This is a genomic window from Flavobacteriaceae bacterium GSB9, assembly GCA_022749295.1.
Classification (GTDB): Bacteria; Bacteroidota; Bacteroidia; order Flavobacteriales; family Flavobacteriaceae; genus Flavisericum.
In genome coordinates this window covers 1,179,625-1,196,292 of sequence record CP062007.1, presented here as the reverse complement: position 1 = coordinate 1,196,292, position 16,668 = coordinate 1,179,625, and the positions used below count along the sequence as shown (strand labels likewise).

At 34.8% G+C, this 16,668-nt stretch carries 16 protein-coding genes; 9 read left to right on the top strand and 7 right to left on the bottom strand.

All coding sequences use genetic code 11. The features are described 5' to 3' along the window. Positions 1 to 76 precede the first annotated feature (76 nt). Positions 77 to 718 (top strand): protein-L-isoaspartate(D-aspartate) O-methyltransferase, encoded by a 642-nt coding sequence (locus tag GSB9_01008; protein ID UKM64460.1) that lies wholly within the window; start codon positions 77 to 79, stop codon positions 716 to 718. A gap of 70 nt (positions 719 to 788) precedes the next feature. Here the strand turns inward: GSB9_01008 and GSB9_01007 are convergent, their stop codons facing one another. Genes GSB9_01007 through GSB9_01005 form a run of 3 tightly spaced genes read right to left on the bottom strand, consistent with a single transcriptional unit; the run spans position 789 to position 2,127 of the window. Next, complete coding sequence (locus GSB9_01007; GenBank protein UKM64459.1) at positions 789 to 1,376, bottom strand: hypothetical protein; 588 nt, start codon at positions 1,374 to 1,376, stop codon at positions 789 to 791. A 33-nt stretch (positions 1,377 to 1,409) separates the two neighbouring features. Beyond that, entirely contained in the window at positions 1,410 to 1,868 is a 459-nt protein-coding gene (smpB, locus tag GSB9_01006) for an SsrA-binding protein SmpB (protein ID UKM64458.1), read from the bottom strand. Between the two features lie 49 nt (positions 1,869 to 1,917). Beyond that, entirely contained in the window at positions 1,918 to 2,127 is a 210-nt protein-coding gene (locus tag GSB9_01005) for a dodecin family protein (protein UKM64457.1), read from the bottom strand. A 302-nt stretch (positions 2,128 to 2,429) separates the two neighbouring features. Here GSB9_01005 and lpdA point away from each other — a divergent pair, with 302 nt between their 5' ends. From lpdA to GSB9_00998, 7 genes are all read left to right on the top strand, one after another. Continuing rightward, the gene (lpdA, locus tag GSB9_01004) at positions 2,430 to 3,830 is read left to right on the top strand and encodes a dihydrolipoyl dehydrogenase (protein ID UKM64456.1); all 1,401 of its coding nucleotides are present in this window, start codon (positions 2,430 to 2,432) and stop codon (positions 3,828 to 3,830) included. Positions 3,831 to 4,022: 192 nt separating this feature from the next. Further along, a complete protein-coding gene (locus tag GSB9_01003) occupies positions 4,023 to 5,660 on the top strand; it encodes a T9SS type A sorting domain-containing protein (protein ID UKM64455.1) in 1,638 nt (545 codons plus the stop codon). A 299-nt stretch (positions 5,661 to 5,959) separates the two neighbouring features. Beyond that, a complete protein-coding gene (locus GSB9_01002; GenBank protein ID UKM64454.1) occupies positions 5,960 to 6,535 on the top strand; it encodes an RNA polymerase sigma factor in 576 nt (191 codons plus the stop codon). Beyond that, on the top strand, positions 6,535 to 6,714 hold the full coding sequence (locus GSB9_01001) for a hypothetical protein (GenBank protein ID UKM64453.1): 180 nt from the start codon (positions 6,535 to 6,537) through the stop codon (positions 6,712 to 6,714). Before GSB9_01002 ends, GSB9_01001 begins: the two co-directional genes overlap by 1 nt. A gap of 19 nt (positions 6,715 to 6,733) precedes the next feature. Beyond that, a complete protein-coding gene (locus GSB9_01000) occupies positions 6,734 to 7,561 on the top strand; it encodes a mechanosensitive ion channel (protein UKM64452.1) in 828 nt (275 codons plus the stop codon). 362 nt (positions 7,562 to 7,923) lie between these two features. Continuing rightward, on the top strand, positions 7,924 to 10,545 hold the full coding sequence (locus GSB9_00999; protein ID UKM64451.1) for a glucosidase: 2,622 nt from the start codon (positions 7,924 to 7,926) through the stop codon (positions 10,543 to 10,545). A 192-nt stretch (positions 10,546 to 10,737) separates the two neighbouring features. Then, entirely contained in the window at positions 10,738 to 11,397 is a 660-nt protein-coding gene (locus tag GSB9_00998; protein UKM64450.1) for an outer membrane beta-barrel protein, read from the top strand. Between the two features lie 85 nt (positions 11,398 to 11,482). On the opposite strand, the gene GSB9_00997 is transcribed toward GSB9_00998, so the two are convergent. The 3 genes from GSB9_00997 to GSB9_00995 are packed head-to-tail and all read right to left on the bottom strand — an operon-like array spanning position 11,483 to position 14,554. Further along, complete coding sequence (locus GSB9_00997) at positions 11,483 to 12,262, bottom strand: S1/P1 nuclease (protein ID UKM64449.1); 780 nt, start codon at positions 12,260 to 12,262, stop codon at positions 11,483 to 11,485. 6 nt (positions 12,263 to 12,268) lie between these two features. Further along, positions 12,269 to 13,624, bottom strand: a complete 1,356-nt coding sequence (locus GSB9_00996) for a DEAD/DEAH box helicase (protein ID UKM64448.1) — start codon at positions 13,622 to 13,624, stop codon at positions 12,269 to 12,271. A 39-nt stretch (positions 13,625 to 13,663) separates the two neighbouring features. Further along, positions 13,664 to 14,554 (bottom strand): aldose 1-epimerase family protein, encoded by an 891-nt coding sequence (locus GSB9_00995; GenBank protein UKM64447.1) that lies wholly within the window; start codon positions 14,552 to 14,554, stop codon positions 13,664 to 13,666. 81 nt (positions 14,555 to 14,635) lie between these two features. Here GSB9_00995 and GSB9_00994 point away from each other — a divergent pair, with 81 nt between their 5' ends. Further along, on the top strand, positions 14,636 to 15,925 hold the full coding sequence (locus GSB9_00994; GenBank protein ID UKM64446.1) for an anthranilate synthase component I family protein: 1,290 nt from the start codon (positions 14,636 to 14,638) through the stop codon (positions 15,923 to 15,925). Here the strand turns inward: GSB9_00994 and GSB9_00993 are convergent. Next, positions 15,922 to 16,614 carry a hypothetical protein gene (locus GSB9_00993; protein UKM64445.1) on the bottom strand — a complete coding sequence of 231 codons (693 nt, stop codon included), beginning with the start codon at positions 16,612 to 16,614 and terminating at the stop codon, positions 15,922 to 15,924. The genes GSB9_00994 and GSB9_00993 overlap by 4 nt on opposite strands. Positions 16,615 to 16,668: the final 54 nt, after the last annotated feature.

Below are 16,668 nucleotides of genomic sequence, written 5' to 3'. Positions count from 1 at the left end.
AATTTAAATTATGGAAAAATTAGTTTCTACCTTTAAAATCTTTGAGTAATTTTAGCCAACTAAACTCAACAAAAAATTGAAAGATACATTTAAGCATAAAGGATTAAGGCAGCAACTTGTTAATGGGTTAAGAGACAAAGGAATAAAAGATGAAGCAGTTTTAAATGCCATTAACAATATTCCTAGGCATTTGTTTATGGATTCTGGTTTTTTGCATTATGCTTATGTGGACAAAGCGTTTCCTATTGCAGCCGAGCAAACCATTTCGCAACCTTATACGGTGGCTTTTCAAACGGAATTATTACAAATTAAAAAAGGTGATAAAATTCTTGAAATAGGGACAGGTAGTGGTTATCAAACCGCGGTGTTGTGCCAAATGGGAGCTAGAGTATTTAGCATTGAACGCCAAAACGAACTATTTAAAAAAACCAGTAAGTTTTTGCCCAAATTGGGTTATCGTGCTAAAAAGCTTGTTTTTGGTGATGGTTATGTTGGTTTGCCAGAAGAAGCGCCTTTTGACGGTATTTTGGTAACTGCCGGCGCACCTTTTGTTCCAAAACCATTATTGAGCCAATTAAAAATTGGTGGGCGATTGGTTATTCCTGTAGGTAACGATGTACAGGAAATGACCATGTTTACCCGTAAAGGTCAAAAAGAATTTGATAAGGAAGAGTTTGGGGCGTTTCGGTTTGTGCCTCTTTTGGAGGATAAGAATTAGATTACCTGATGTATATAGTTTTTTGAAATTAGTTTACAAGCGTCATCTTGTATATGGCAGTTTTGTGTTTTTATGGTAGGTATTTTTTAGGAATGGGATTTTCATCATTTTCTTGTCCCCAAAAAATATTAACAATCCACCAACGGGTACCATCATAAAACATTTGAATACTGTTAATGCCACGCATGAATGGCTTTTCGTTTTCTTTTGAATGATAGGATTCATAAGTACTAAAAACCTGCACTATGTTGCCAAAATGCTCAACCCTTCGGTGTATTTCTTTTTCAATAAACCCGTTTTCCTGCATCCATTTTTGAGTAGTTTTTTGGTACTCTTTCGGACTCATGTACCGGGTATCGTAAACAAAATCGTCGTTTAAATGGGAAACAATCATTTTTGCTTCTGGCTTAAATAAGTAGTGAAATTGTTTCCAATTTCTTTTTAGTTTAGTTTCTCCCGTATCATTTTCCTTGTCTCCTTGTTTTTCACCCGAAATAGAAGTATATAGTGTTTTTATAGTTTTATCAATACTAAAAACGGCTGTGGTGTCTATATCCGAAACTTTCTTTTTTTCTTTTTTGTCGCCTTTAGTGTCGTCTTGGGCATAAAACTGTAGGGAGATAAAACTGATTAAAATTAGGGTTAATAATTTTTTCATTTTTACGCGGTATTGGAGTAAGAAAATATAAAATTAATTATAAGCTTTTTTTATACGATCTAAATTGCGCTTATTGTCTCGGTCTTTAATGGTTTCGCGCTTGTCGTATAGTTTTTTACCCTTGGCCAAGGCAATAACCAACTTGGCCAAACCATTATCGTTAATGAATAAACGTAACGGAATGATCGTTAGCCCTGTATTTTGAACTTCCTTGTTGAGTTTTTTTAGCTCTCTTTTGTTTAAAAGCAGCTTGCGCTCGGCTTTGGGCATGTGGTTGTAATGCGTGCCATATTTGTATTCTTCAATGGTCATGTTAACAACAAAAAGTTCGCCTTTATCATTAAACTCACAAAAACTTTCAGCAATGGAAGCTTTGCTGTTTCGTATCGACTTTATTTCGGTGCCCGACAAAACAATGCCCGCAGTATATTTGTCCAATATTTCATATTGAAACCGCGCTTTTTTATTTTGAATGTTGATGTTTTTCTGCATGACGCACAAAACTACATAATTTCAAGAGAGAAATATGTAAGGTGCGTTGTTAATTTTTCATTGTAAAGCCCAATTTAACCGTAACTTGCCACATGTCTACTTTGCCGTCGCTTATGTTGCCACGCTTATCAATAACTTCAAACCACCTAAGGTTTTGTACCGATTTTGAAGCTTTCTTAATGGCGTTTTCAATAGCATCATCGCTAGATTTTGCAGATGTGCCAACAATTTCAATCTTTTTATAAATATGCTCATCCATAATGTTGTGGTTTTAGAGTGAATTATTAAGATACAAAAAAAATAACCGATTCTAAAAAAAAGTGATGGGTTAAAGATGAAGCTCTTTTATTTTACTTTAGGTTAATCGATTACACTACAGAAGAGAACTGTATAGAAAACCTGTTAAATTTTTAAGTCATATTTACGATTACAGGAAAATTTTTAGTCTTTTTATTGAAAATCAATATTTCAATTTATAAAGGCCGCTTTTTTATTGACTTACAGCAAAACATTCGTATTTTTGGTTTTGTCTTAAAAATTAATGAATTTCAAAATATAAGTATGAACTCATATGATGTAGCCGTAATTGGCTCTGGTCCTGGAGGCTATGTTGCCGCCATTCGTTGTGCACAATTGGGCATGAAAACTGCCATTGTAGAAAAATATTCAACCTTAGGAGGTACCTGTTTAAATGTAGGGTGTATTCCGAGTAAAGCACTTTTGGATTCTTCGCACCACTACGAAGATGCTGTAAAGCATTTTGAAGAGCATGGTATTGAAATCCCTGGGGATGTAAAAGTAAACCTAGAGAAAATGATCGCCCGTAAACAAGCTGTGGTTGATCAAACTACGGGAGGTATCGATTTTTTAATGAAGAAAAATAAAATTGATGTCTACCAAGGATTAGGAAGCTTTAAAGATGCTACGCACATTAAAATTGATGGGGAAGAGAGCACCGAAATTGAGGCTAAAAACACTATTATCGCTACGGGCAGTAAACCATCAAGCTTACCGTTTATTGAGATTGATAAAGAACGCATAATTACATCAACTGAAGCTTTAAAACTTAAAGAAATACCAAAACATTTAATCATTATTGGTGGTGGTGTGATTGGTTTAGAGCTTGGGCAGGTTTACAAGCGTTTGGGTGCCGAGGTTTCTGTTATTGAGTATATGGACCGCATCATACCAACGATGGATAGCGGACTGTCGAAAGAGTTGAACAAAGTTTTAAAGAAGCAGAAGTTTAAAATCAATACGTCACACAAAGTAAAATCGGTTGAAAGAAAAGGCGATGGGGTTGTTGTAAAGGCCGATAATAAAAAAGGTGAAGAAGTAGAATTTAAAGGCGATTACTGTTTGGTGTCTGTTGGGCGTCGTCCATACACAGACGGTTTGAATGCAGATGCTGCTGGTGTTAAAGTAAACGATAAAGGACAAATAGAAGTAAACGACCACTTACAAACTTCGGCCTCTAACATTTATGCTATTGGTGATGTGGTAAAAGGAGCGATGTTGGCACATAAAGCTGAAGAAGAAGGTGTTTTTGTAGCCGAAACATTAGCGGGGCAAAAACCGCATATTGATTATAATTTAATACCCGGAGTGGTTTACACCTGGCCAGAAGTGGCTGCTGTAGGTAAAACCGAAGAACAATTAAAAGAAGCTGGAGTAGATTACAAATCAGGGCAGTTTCCTATGCGTGCTTTAGGTAGAGCTAGAGCTAGCATGGACATTGATGGATTTGTAAAAGTTTTGGCCGATAAAAAAACAGATGAAATTTTAGGCGTACACATGGTTGGCGCAAGAGCCGCTGATATGATAGCTGAAGCGGTTGTGGCTATGGAATATCGTGCATCGGCCGAAGATATTTCGCGAATGTCGCATGCGCATCCAACCTTTACCGAAGCGATTAAAGAAGCGGCTTTAGCTGCTACAGACGATAGGGCATTGCATGTCTAGTTAATTGATAAAGTACTAGTTTAAAAAAAAGGCTTTTAAAAGCCTTTTTTTTATGCTTAAAATTAATTTGCTTAAGATGTTGTTATTTAGTAACTTACGTGGTGTAGGACAGTTAATAGCTCAACCAACCCTTTAATACCTGTTCTGAATTCTATAAGATGTTATGTTTAACCTTAATAAACACTAACACTTATGAAAACGCGTTTACTTTTTATTATTGTATTTTTCTTCATTACTTTCTCAAATGTTTACTCTCAATGCGAAAGCGTGCCCTCAGGAAAAACTTGTGTACCTGACAATCGATTTGAAACTTACCTAGAATCTATTGGGAAAGGAGACGATATTGAGGATAACGATTTGGTCTTTACCTCTAGAATTGAAACATTAGTTGACTTAAATGTTTCCAATCAAGGCATTAAATCCATGGATGGCATTGAGAATTTTACAGCTTTAGAAACATTAAATTGTAGTAGCAATAATTTACTTGCAAGTCTAAATGTTTTTAATAATACTGCGCTCAAAGAAATTCGTGCTTATAACTGTAATATCATGAGTTTAACATTACCGAACAATAATTTGTTGGCTTATTTAAATATTGGAAATAATAATTTGGCAAGTTTAGACTTAAGCGAATATCCGATGTTAGAATATCTGGCATGCTACAATAACGGGCCACAGGACCTTGGTGATTTAAACTTAAGCGCTAATGTAAATTTAACCGATTTGATAGTGCATAATGCAGGTATAAGCTCTTTGAATATTTCTACGTGTACTAATTTGGAAGTTTTAACGTGTTATTCTAGCTACAATACTTCATATGTAAATAATATTCCTAATTTAGACTTATCTGCGAATACCAGTTTATCTGAAGTAAGGTGCTATAATAGTGGAGTTAACAATTTATCGTTTTCAACTATTGATTATAATTCTTTACTATATCTCGATTGTGGCGATAATAATATTAGTAGCTTAGACACTACTAAATTTCCAAATATTGAAACGTTGTGGCTTTATTATAATAATCTATCGGGGTTAAACTTGACCAATAATACTTCTCTCAAAAGTTTGGATTGCGGAGGAAACCCTTCTTTAAATAGTATAGATTTATCGATGCTACCAAATTTAGAAAAATTCTGGGGCTATGATAATAATTTTACCGGTATTAATGCTTCTGCAAACATGAAACTAGCTCTTTTCAATAGTAATTCCAATTCAAATTTAACAAGCATCAATTTGCCAGAAACGACTACATTAGAAGAGGTTTACGTTTGTTGCTCAAATTTATCAAATCTTGACTTTGTTAGTAATACAGGTATCAAATATTTAGACATTGGAATTAACACTTTTACATCTGCTGATGTTAGTATGTTGCCTAATTTAATTGGGTTTTGGTGTAATCAAAACCAGCTTACCGAATTGAATATTGCCAATGGAAATATTGATGGGCTAGACCAAATGTGGGCTCATGACAACCCCATGTTAAATTGTATACAAGTAGATGATCTAGCAAAAGCTTCCGCAAAATCATCTCCAGAATGGCAAAGAGATGCAGGAGCAGATTTTAGTTTAAATTGTTCTTTAAGTACAAATGAATTTAATGTGTCTAGTATATTAATTTACCCCAACCCTACAACTAGCACAATCAACATTAGACTTGAATTTGATGCTAAATATAATATTGTTAATGTTTTAGGCAAAGTTATAATGAATGGTAAATTAAATCTTGGCAAAAATCAAATTAACTTGCCTATTGAAATTCCTAATGGTATTTACTATCTAAAAGTGGAGGGGACAAAAGTTGGCTTCTTAAAGAAAATAATCAAATATTAAATTAAATCTTGCATTGGTTTTAGTCTTTTTAGAAAAAAACAAAAATTAAAAAAATTAATAAGTCGTAAGTTAATTTTATTTTTTGCGACATTTTGTTTTATGGTGCTTGTTATCAGTTTTTTAAAGATGATAAGAAGCAAAAGGATGTCTTAATTTGTAGTAAATACATGTGGTGTCAATCGATAAATTTTAAATAAATCTACTTTTTTTCATTTTTTATGTGACTTATTAAAAATGCGTGTGTCTAACAACATAAGTAAATAAAATATACTAAGCAACTAAATAGCGATTAGCTAAATTTGAAAACCCTCACAGACATCAAAGATTCATCAGACGAAGATTTGGTTGAAGCAATTGTTAAGACAAACAACACATTGCTTTTCGAGGTTTTGTATGATAGATATGCAAAGTTAGTTTACAACAAATGCTATGGTTTTGCAAGAAATGAAGATGAAGCTAAAGATTTAACGCAAGATGTTTTTTTAAAACTATTTGTTAAATTGTCGAATTTTAAGGGAAAGTCTAAATTTTCAACTTGGTTATATGCATTTGTGTATAATCATTGTGTAAATTATGTGACCCGTAATACGGCAAAAAAGTTTGAAAAAAAATCGGTAGATTATAATGATATAGAAAACCTTTCGGAGGATGAAGAGAATGAGGAAGATTTTTTGGACATGAGAGTTGATAGGCTTAAAGAAGCCCTTGAGCTAATATCTCCCGAGGAAAAAATGATACTGTTGCTAAAATATCAAGATTTCTTAACAATAAAAGAAATCGAAAGTGTTTTAGATGTTGGGGAAAGTGCCGTTAAAATGAGAATTAAGCGCGCAAAAGATAAGTTGATAAAAGTATATGACGAGAAGTTTAATTAATGGAAAATCCGTTTAAACACATTAATCAGCCACTCAAAGAAGTACCTGTAGAACTCAAATCTAAGGTTATGAGCGATATTGCAATGGCTAAGTTGCTGATGGATTTGGCCAAACTTTTTTCCTTTGATGCTGCTAAAATTATTGAACAAACCGTAAAACAAAGAAAAAATAACCCTTAAGTAATTAATATAGCATAGTATGGAAAAATTAACAGCTTGGAACGAAGGTTTTATAGACTCATTATCTACTATGACTGCCGAAATAGCAAAGGTAGTTCCGAATCTGTTGGCAGCATTGGTTATTGTTATAGTTGGTTGGTTGCTAACAAAACTTTTGGTTGGGATTGTTAGAAAAGCATTGAAATTTGCCAAGGCTGATAAATTGGACGACAAAATTAACGAAATTGAAATATTTGGAGGCAAAAAACTCAATTTCGACATTATAAAAATCACGACAGAGTTCTTAAAATGGGTACTGTACATAATGATTTTGATTATTGTAACAGACGTTTTGAACTTGATTATGGTTTCTGAGGAAATAAAGAACTTCCTTGGTTACTTACCCAAATTATTCTCTGCACTTATAATATTTACAATAGGATTGCTTTTGGCCAATTTTATAAAAAAAGCAATCAAGTCCTTTTTTGAATCAATGGACTTATCAGGCTCAAAAATTATAAGTCAGTCTGTATTTCTATTATTGCTATTATTTATATCGATTACTGCGTTAAACCAAGCAGGAGTAGATACCGAAATTGTAACAAGTAATGTTACTATGATTTTGGCGGCCTTTCTTCTGGCGTTTGCACTGGCTTTTGGACTTGGAGCGCAAAAAATAGTAACCGAATTAATAAAAACATTTTACGCCAGAAAAACATATGAAATTGGACAAAAAATACAGTTTGGAGACATTAAAGGAGAGGTTGACTCTATTAACCAAGTTTCCATAACCTTAAAAACTAAAGAAGGAAAATTAATTGTCCCAATTAAAGATATTGTAGAGAGTCAAGTAAGCGTGCAGGATTAACTTTAAGTTAGGGTTAAATTTGGTTGGTTATTATTCTGTATGCCCAAAAACTCTCTACATCTTATAATCCCTTTCCATGAATTTGGAAAGGGTTTTTTTAAATTTAAAAAACAAATCTTATTTCAAATAATTTATTTTTCAAAAGTGTTAGTTTATTAATTCAGACCTTGTTTTTTTAACAAATTGCTAAAAAATAAACTCAAAAAAAGTAATTAAGCAATACTTGTTTTTGCACACTGTTGATTTTTAAAAAAGGTTTATTTTTAAGTACAACGTAAAAAGCCAATATTTAGGTTTTGCTCGGTGTATTTTAAAACACAACTTCAAATTTAAGTTCAAAAACATACTAATTTACTCAGGATATGGTTCAAAAAGGTCAAGAAGCAGAAAAACTAAAGGGGGCTAAGCCCTACAAACGTTGGAAAAAATGGGGGCCTTATTTAGCAGACCGGCAATGGGGTACAGTGCGCGAAGATTATAGTGAACATGGAACATCATGGGAGTTTATAGACCACGATAAAGCACGAAGTAATGCATTCAGATGGGGTGAAGAGGGAATTGCAGGATTTTGTGATGCCAGAGAAATATTATGTTTGGCACCGGCATTCTGGAATGGTAAGGATAAAATTTTAAAAGAACGCTTGTTCGGATTGACCAATAACCAAGGAAACCATGGCGAAGATGTAAAAGAACTGTATTTCCACCAAGCCTCTACGCCAACACATTCCTATTGTAAATTCTTATATAAATATCCGCAAAATGAATTTCCATACAGCGATTTGGTGAGTGGCAATCAAAGAAGTCGAGACGAGTTTGAATACGAGCTCTTAGATACCCAGGCTTTTAAAAACAATGCTTATTTCGACTGTTTTATAGAATATGCCAAGGCTGATGTTGAAGATATCTTATTAAAGATAACGGTTGTAAATAGAGGGGGAAACACGGCTCCAATTCATGTGTTGCCACATCTGTGGTTTCGAAATTTCTGGAAACATAACCAAAGACATACACGCCCAGAAATGAAATCGATATCTGATGACAGTGTGCGCTCAAGAAGCACAAGAAATGGACGTTATTATTTTTATCACGAAAACGGTAAACAGCTATTTTGCGAAAATGAAACCAATAACAAACGTATTTACAACATACCAAACGATGTTGATTACGTAAAAGATGGTATTAATGAGCATGTAGTAAACGGAGAGCCGACTGTAAACCCAGATAAAAATGGATCAAAGTGTGCAATTTGGTATCAATTAAAATTAAAGCCAGGGGAAGAAAAAAGTATTCGCGTGCGTTTAAGTAAAACTAAGTTGAAATCGCCTTGGGAAGACTTTGATGACGTATTTAACCAAAGAACACAAGAGTGTGAAGACTTTTATAACGAGACTCTAAAACAAGATTTGCCAGAAAACTATCGGGCTATAGCAAAAAGTGCTTTTGCTGGTTTATTATGGACTAAACAGTTTTATTACTACGATGTGTTTAAATGGCTGTTTGGAGGGCCAGGCGAAATTAGGCCCAATCGTGTTAATCTTAGAAACTTTAGTTGGCAGCACCTTACAAACCGACATATTATTTCGATGCCAGATAAGTGGGAGTACCCATGGTATGCGGCATGGGATTTGGCTTTTCATATGGCCTCTTTTGTCGAGGTTGACCCCCATTTTGCAAAAGAACAGTTATTGTTGGTGCTTAAAGAAAACTACATGCACCCAAATGGGCAAATTCCAGCTTATGAGTGGAATTTTAGTGATGTTAATCCACCGGTACACTCTTGGGCGGTTTGGCATGTTTATGAAAAAGATAAAAATTGCACCAACAAGCCCGATACGAAGTTTTTAGAAACGGCTTTCCAAAAACTATTGTTGAACTTTACTTGGTGGGTAAACCAAAAAGATAAAAGCGGAACCGACCTTTTTGAAGGTGGCTTTTTAGGGCTTGATAACATTGGGGTTTTCGACCGAAACCACATGCCACCGGGAATTACAAGAATGCAACAAGCCGATGCCACAAGCTGGATGGCCATGTTCGCTTTGAATATGTTGCGTATGTCGCTAGAGCTTTCAAAAACCAATAAGATTTACGAAGAGGCAGCAGCCAAATTTTTTAGGCACTTTTTAAATATTGCTTGGGCCATGCACCATATTGGTAAAAAAGATATTTCGCTTTGGGACGACGAAGATAATTTTTACTACGATGTGGTTGAAATGTCCAGCGGTGTTAGTGATAGACTAAAAGTGCGATCACTGGTTGGGGTTATTCCTATGTTTGCCGTAGAAATTATGCATAAAGACCTCTTTGAGGAACTTAAAGAGTTCAGGATTAGAGCGAACGAAATTATAAGAACCCGTCCGGATTTAGCGTCACTGATTTCTAATTTAGATGACCCTAACGATGAAGGGAATTACCTCTTTTCAATCATGCGCGGTTTTAGATTGGAGCATTTACTTAAACGTCTGCTTGATGAAGATGAGTTCCTTTCAGATTACGGCATCAGGTCGCTTTCAAAATACCATGAAAAGCACCCGTTCGTATTTCAGTATCATGGCTATCACCAAATTCAGTATGAGCCGGGCGAAAGCCGTTCCAATATGTTTGGAGGTAACTCCAATTGGCGCGGACCAATATGGATGCCGTTGAACTATATGATTATACAGTCTTTACGGAAGTATTACAAATTCTATGGGCCAAGCTATCAATATGAATTTCCAACAGGGTCGGGCAATAAACTTAATCTTAAACAGATTGCCAACGCGTTAACCAAAAGGTTAATAAAACTCTATGAACGAAATTCGGAAGGAAGGTTTCAATATCACGCCGATGATGTCGATAAAAAATTTGCCAAAGACGAACATTTTAGGGATTTACATCTGTTTTATGAGTTTTTTGATGGCGATAACGGAAAAGGTTTAGGCGCCTCGCACCAAACGGGATGGACAGCCTTAATTGCCAATTTGATAATGGAAATGGATGAGGATTAAAGAAAGTAAATATAAGTGTTTGGTATGTTAGGGGTTATATGGAAATAAAAGCTTGTTTTTCCACTTATTGATTTTAGATAATACTAGGTTTTAGTGCTATGGTAATTTTTTCATAACAGTAAGTTAATGTAGGTAGTGTTGTGTTGGTATGGTTAATGGTTCATGTTAGACAACATTTAAAAAGCTTATATTATGAAAACAAACTTAATTATTGCCTTACTGTTAGTATGTTCAACCGTTTTTGCTCAAAACACAGATGAAAAGTTTAAAATCCTAAAAAATAAATGGGTTTTGGGTGGTTCACTGAATCTTAATTTTTATGATTCGGAACAAAAACCTTTAAGAGATCAAATTGCTGATTCCGAACATAAGAGTACTTCGTTGGGTATAAATCCAGACATAGGATATTCCGTAAATAACAATTTACTATTGGGGGTAAAATCGGGGTTTAGTTTTGGTAATCAAGAATCTCTCAATTCTCAAGAGTATACCTATGAAAGTAACTTTGAGACACTAAGCGTTGCGCCTTATATTCGACAATATTTTCCCATGGGTTCAAAGCTAGCTTTTAATCTTGAAGGTGGCGCCATTTTTACTAAACGCTGGGAGGACAGTACTAATAATTCCAGCGACGATATTTTAACAAGAGATGCATCCAGTGTGTTTGTGGGGATAACTCCAGGTTTTAGTTTTGTATTGTCTGAGAAGGTTTTTTTATATAGTAATTTGGGCAGTATGGGTTATAACTATAATACGTCGGAAAGCAGTGGTGTTGAAAAATCAAAAAACAACTTATTTTCCTTTAATTTATTTACTACAAACCTAAACTTCGGATTACTTGTGTTTTTATAATCACCAAAATAAGTTTTAATTAAAAAAGGAATTGTCGTGTATCTTGACAATTCCTTTTTTTTAAGTGATGTGGTTTTATAAAAGTTTAAAACAAATCGTTCAAAACTTTGGCGAGCCTAATGCCGCCTTTTTGTAATTGTGAACGCACTGTTCCAAAAAACAAGTAAGAATAGGAGTAGCGTAAATTATCATCGGCTTGGGTTTGTGCATATACTTTACGCGTAATTTTGTGGGTTTCGTTTACCCAATCAATAATGCTGCCTTTTTGAATTTCTTTAATTTCTTCTTTAGTTAAATAATCGGCGTTTTTGGCCAATTCATAATATCCCATGCCGTATTCTTCAATCATTTTGTTGTCCCAAACGCTGTGTAAATTGGTGTCTTTATTAAACCACTGCACATGGAAATCGTTGCCGCCCCTATCTTCTTTTAAGCCAACATGCATGGGTTGGTGCAAATCGCCAATTAAGTGTATTAAAAACTTAAGGTAAAAGATTTTATCTTCGGTATTGGAGTTTTTGTCTTTTATTACAGACTTACAATAATTAATGCCAGAAACTAAATCGCCCTTTGGGTTTTGTTTAGTAATGTCGTAGTCTTCATCTAAAGGCATGTTTATATAGTGCCAGGTATAGAACTCTTTGTAGCGTTCGTCTGATTTTATTTCATCAGCAAAAGTTGATGTAAATGCCAAGGACGCCCTGTTTAGTAGTTTTTTTAATTTTCGCTTGGTTTTTGCTTTTAAATGTTGGTTGGCTATTTCGCCAACAACCCGATGTCCTGTGGCGCCCCAAAAGGGTTCTGCTTTTACAGGTTGGAAAACTATAAGAAGAAATAATACGGTTAAGGCAATTTTGGTTTTCATTTGTGTTTATTTTCTTTTGTTACGTTTATTATAATTCTTGTCGCCCCTAGTTTTGGGCTTTTTATATTTTTTGGTAATTTCCCTACGGTAAGAGCCTCCTAAATTTACTTTTTGGTTTTTAGCCTTTTTCTCGTGGAAAGCTGGTCCCGTGGCATCATCCTCTTTCCTTTTTGTTGGGTTGTTGCGTTCTTTTATTTGAGGACGCTCTTCTGGGATAAGTTCTGTTGAAACTTCAATATGTTCAGGCATTTTCAGAAGAGGAATCTTCATGTCCATTAAAGTTTCAATATTTTCAATGTGTTCTTTTTCCTTTTCCGTTGAAAAGGTTATGGCAACACCTTTGCGTTCGGCACGTCCCGTTCTTCCTATGCGGTGCATATAATTTTCAGGAAATTCAGGTGTATCGAAGTTTATAACATGGCTAACGTTGTCTATATCTAATCCACGTGCCATCACATCGGTAGCCACTAAAATTCGGTTAACCCCTTCTTTAAATTGCTCGATACTGCGCAAACGATAGTTTTGCGTTTTGTTGGAGTGGATAACGCAGAGTTCTTCTTTGAAATGTTCATCGAGTTTTTCAAACAAACGGTCGGCCATGCGTTTGTAAGCCACAAAAACAATCACTTTGTTAAACGTTTCTGTATCACTGAGAAAATCGACCAACAAATTGACTTTAGTGTAAAAATTATGAACATTGTAGCGCTTTTGTTCAATGTTTTCTAAAGGTGTACCGGAAACAGCAATGGAAATACGTTCTGGATTTCTAAAAAAATCATTAATTAATACATCGACATCGTGGGTCATAGTGGCCGAAAACATAATATTTTGTCGGCGAGGTGGAAGAATATCAAAAATATTGATGAGTTGGTGCCTAAACCCTAAATCGAGCATGACATCTACTTCGTCAATCACCAGTTTTTGAATGGATTTTAATTGCAAAGCGCGGCTTACCGCCAAATCGTATAATCGGCCCGGAGTAGCCACAATGATATCTAAACCTTGGCCAACCGCTTGTTTTTGAGTGTTGATATTCGTGCCACCATATACACCTAAAACACGATTGTTAATGTATTTTGAAAGTTTTTCAATTTCTTCAACTACCTGTACCACTAATTCGCGAGTAGGAACCAAAATCAAAACACGTGGGTTGTCTTGCTTTGAAAATTTAAGGTTTTTTAGAATGGGCAACATATAGGCCAATGTTTTTCCAGTACCTGTTTGGGCAATACCTACCATGTCTCGCCCAGAAGCTACTAAGCCAAAGGCTTCGGCTTGAATAGGGGTAGGTGTGTTAAACCCCAAATCGTTTAAGGCATTATAAAGCGGTGTGTTGAGGTTTAGGTCGTTGAATGTAGCCATAATGCTATTTTGTTCGCAAAGTTACGTTTAAAAACGGGTTTACACTAAAAGTGCTTTATGTATTTCAATCGTGTATGTTGCTGTAAAGTCGTTTTTAGGTTTTAAACTCATGATGCCCTCTTTAGTTACAAAGTTTTGGTTGGAGGTTTCGTTATCGGCAATACCTAGCCAAGGTTCTATGCAAACATAATCACCAGTTGGTTTGGCCCAAATGCCTAAGTAAGGAAAATCGCCGTATGAAACCGATAAAATTTCACCGTTATTTTTGCTTTTAAGTTTTACTTTTTTAGACTTTAAATCCTTGAAAACAAGTGCATCTTCATTAAATAAATCATGAGTTAGGTGTAATACCTTACTATTGCTTAAAATCGGTTTGGTTTTTTGCGAAATCAATCCATTTTCCAGGTTTATACAATGTGTTTTGGCGTTTTCAGCATGTTCGAACTCCAAGATATAACCATTATAATTTTCATTGTGAAATACAGGACATTTAAAAGCTGGGTGGCCTCCAACTGAAAAATACATGGTTTTAGAATCTATGTTTTTTACAATATGTTCTACTTCAATAGAAGTACCATTTAGTGTAAAAGACACATATAATTCAAACTTAAAAGGGTAATTCGACAGTGTTTTTTCGTTGTAGCTCAGCTTAAACGTTACCTTAATTTCGGTAAGTTTGTAGATTTCAATATCTGTATTATGCCTTACTAAACCATGTTTAGGCAAATTATACTTTTTGCCTTCAAAAATATAAGTGTCATTTTTTAGCGCTCCAATAATAGGAAAAAGGTTAGGCGCGTGGCTGCTCCAAACATCGGGGTTGGCATCCCACATAAATTCGGTACCATGTTTTACCGATGTAATTTGGCATAGTTCGGCTCCAGTTTTTTTAACGGCTATTTTAAGCAAGTCGTTTTTTAGTGTAAACATGGTTTGTTTCTTTTCATCTAAATATACAAAACTTGTAATTTTTTGTCTATTCTTTCTAACTTTACAGCATAAAATCCACTATTGAGACAAAAACACTACCATAAACCGAAAAAAATTGAACGCTTTAAGAGAAAAGCCTTGATTTGGAGCCAACAATTTGATGATGTGGTTTGGTTAGACTCCAATCAACACAATCAGCGGTATTCAAGCTATGATGCTATTTTGGCCGTTGATGCATTTACTAGTATTCAGACCGATTATAATAATGCTTTTGATAAATTGAAGGAGTTTAATGCTTATATTAACGATTGGATTTTTGGGTATCTAACATACGATTTAAAGAATGATGTTGAAGCACTTGAATCCAATAATTTTGATGGTTTGGAGTTTCCAGATTTGTTTTTTTTTCAGCCCAAAAAAATATTTTTCTTTAAAGGTGATACTGTTGAAGTACAGTATTTAAATTTTGTTGATAATGAGTTTAAAGAAGATTTGTTTGATATTGAAAATAGTGGGCAAGTTCGTGGAAAAGTGGCTAACCCTATAAAGATTAAGCTAAGAACTCATAAGGATGATTATTTTGAAAAGGTCAATACAATATTGGGGCATATTCATCGCGGCGATATTTATGAAACCAATTTTTGCCAAGAATTCTATGCGGAAAACACCCTAATAAATGCGTTTGAAACCTACCAAAAGCTCAACGACATTTCTAAGCCGCCTTTTGCAGCCTTTTTAAAGCTAAAGGATAAATATGCCTTGTGCGCATCTCCCGAACGTTATTTAAAAAGGGAAGGGAATCATGTTATTTCACAACCTATAAAAGGGACAGCAAAGCGGTCGGATAACATAGAGGAGGATAGTAAACTGAAACTAGAACTTTCAAAAGATACAAAAGAGCGCAGTGAAAATATTATGATTGTAGATTTGGTACGCAACGATTTATCAAAAACCGCTAAAAAGGGTGGTGTGCAAGTAGAAGAGATGTGTAAAGTGTATTCTTTTGAACAGGTACATCAAATGATTTCTACGGTAGTTTCAGAAGTTGAAAGCACTACAGACCCTGTTGATATCATAAAAAGTACCTTTCCTATGGGCAGTATGACAGGCGCTCCAAAAGTTTCGGCAATGCAAATAGCTGAATTCCAAGAAGAAACAAAACGTGGCTTGTATTCGGGAGCTATAGGTTATTTTTCACCAGAGGGTGATTTCGATTTTAATGTAGTGATCCGCAGTATTTTGTACAACCAAACAAAAAAATATGTGTCGTATTCCGTTGGTGGTGCTATAACGGCAAAAAGTAATCCACTTAAAGAATATGAAGAGTGTTTGGTAAAGGCTAAGGCTATGCGAACGGTTTTGGAAAACTAGTCTAAATAATTTTTAAACGATTTTACAGCAATACCCAAAATGCGTTCAACACGCTTGGTTTCTATATTTTTTATTTTAGCAATTTCGTCACCCGTTAATCGCCCAAAAACAGACAAATCAACAATATTAGAGACCCCAAGTGGCAGCCATGTATAGAATTTGCCCAAAAGCTTTTTATTGTGTGTTGATGATAGGTCTTTAATTTCAAAAGCATCGACCACAGAAGCATTGTTATTGTCATATAAAAAAAGGTGTTTTTGTTTGCTCTCCTGCTTATACGAAATGTCGTTTAGTTCATCATTCATGATAAAATCGAAGTCCTCATCAATAGTATACTTTTCTTCAAGGGCGTTCAGTTCATCCATTAAAATGGCATGTGTGCTCATGGTGCTTTTGTGGAAAGATTCCTTAGTGAAAAGTTCGTCTAATTCAGCATCAACTATTTTGAAGAGCTTCAGTTTAATTTCGTTTGGTTCGGCATCAATATTATAACCGCTTTCATAATATTTGGCAATGGCTTCATCAATAAAGTCGTTGGAAGTATACATGTTTTTGGGGATGATTCCTGTAGATTGAGCAATATAAAGCCTGTGCTTTACATAAGCTTGGAGGTGTTGCGTAATTGAAACCACTTTTTTGTTAAAGGTCTCTTGTGTTGCTTTATCGTTTAATTCTTTCATTGAGCTCATAACCACGCGTATTAAAGTTAACCTTTTAAAGTTACAAAATTTATCAATGCTTAA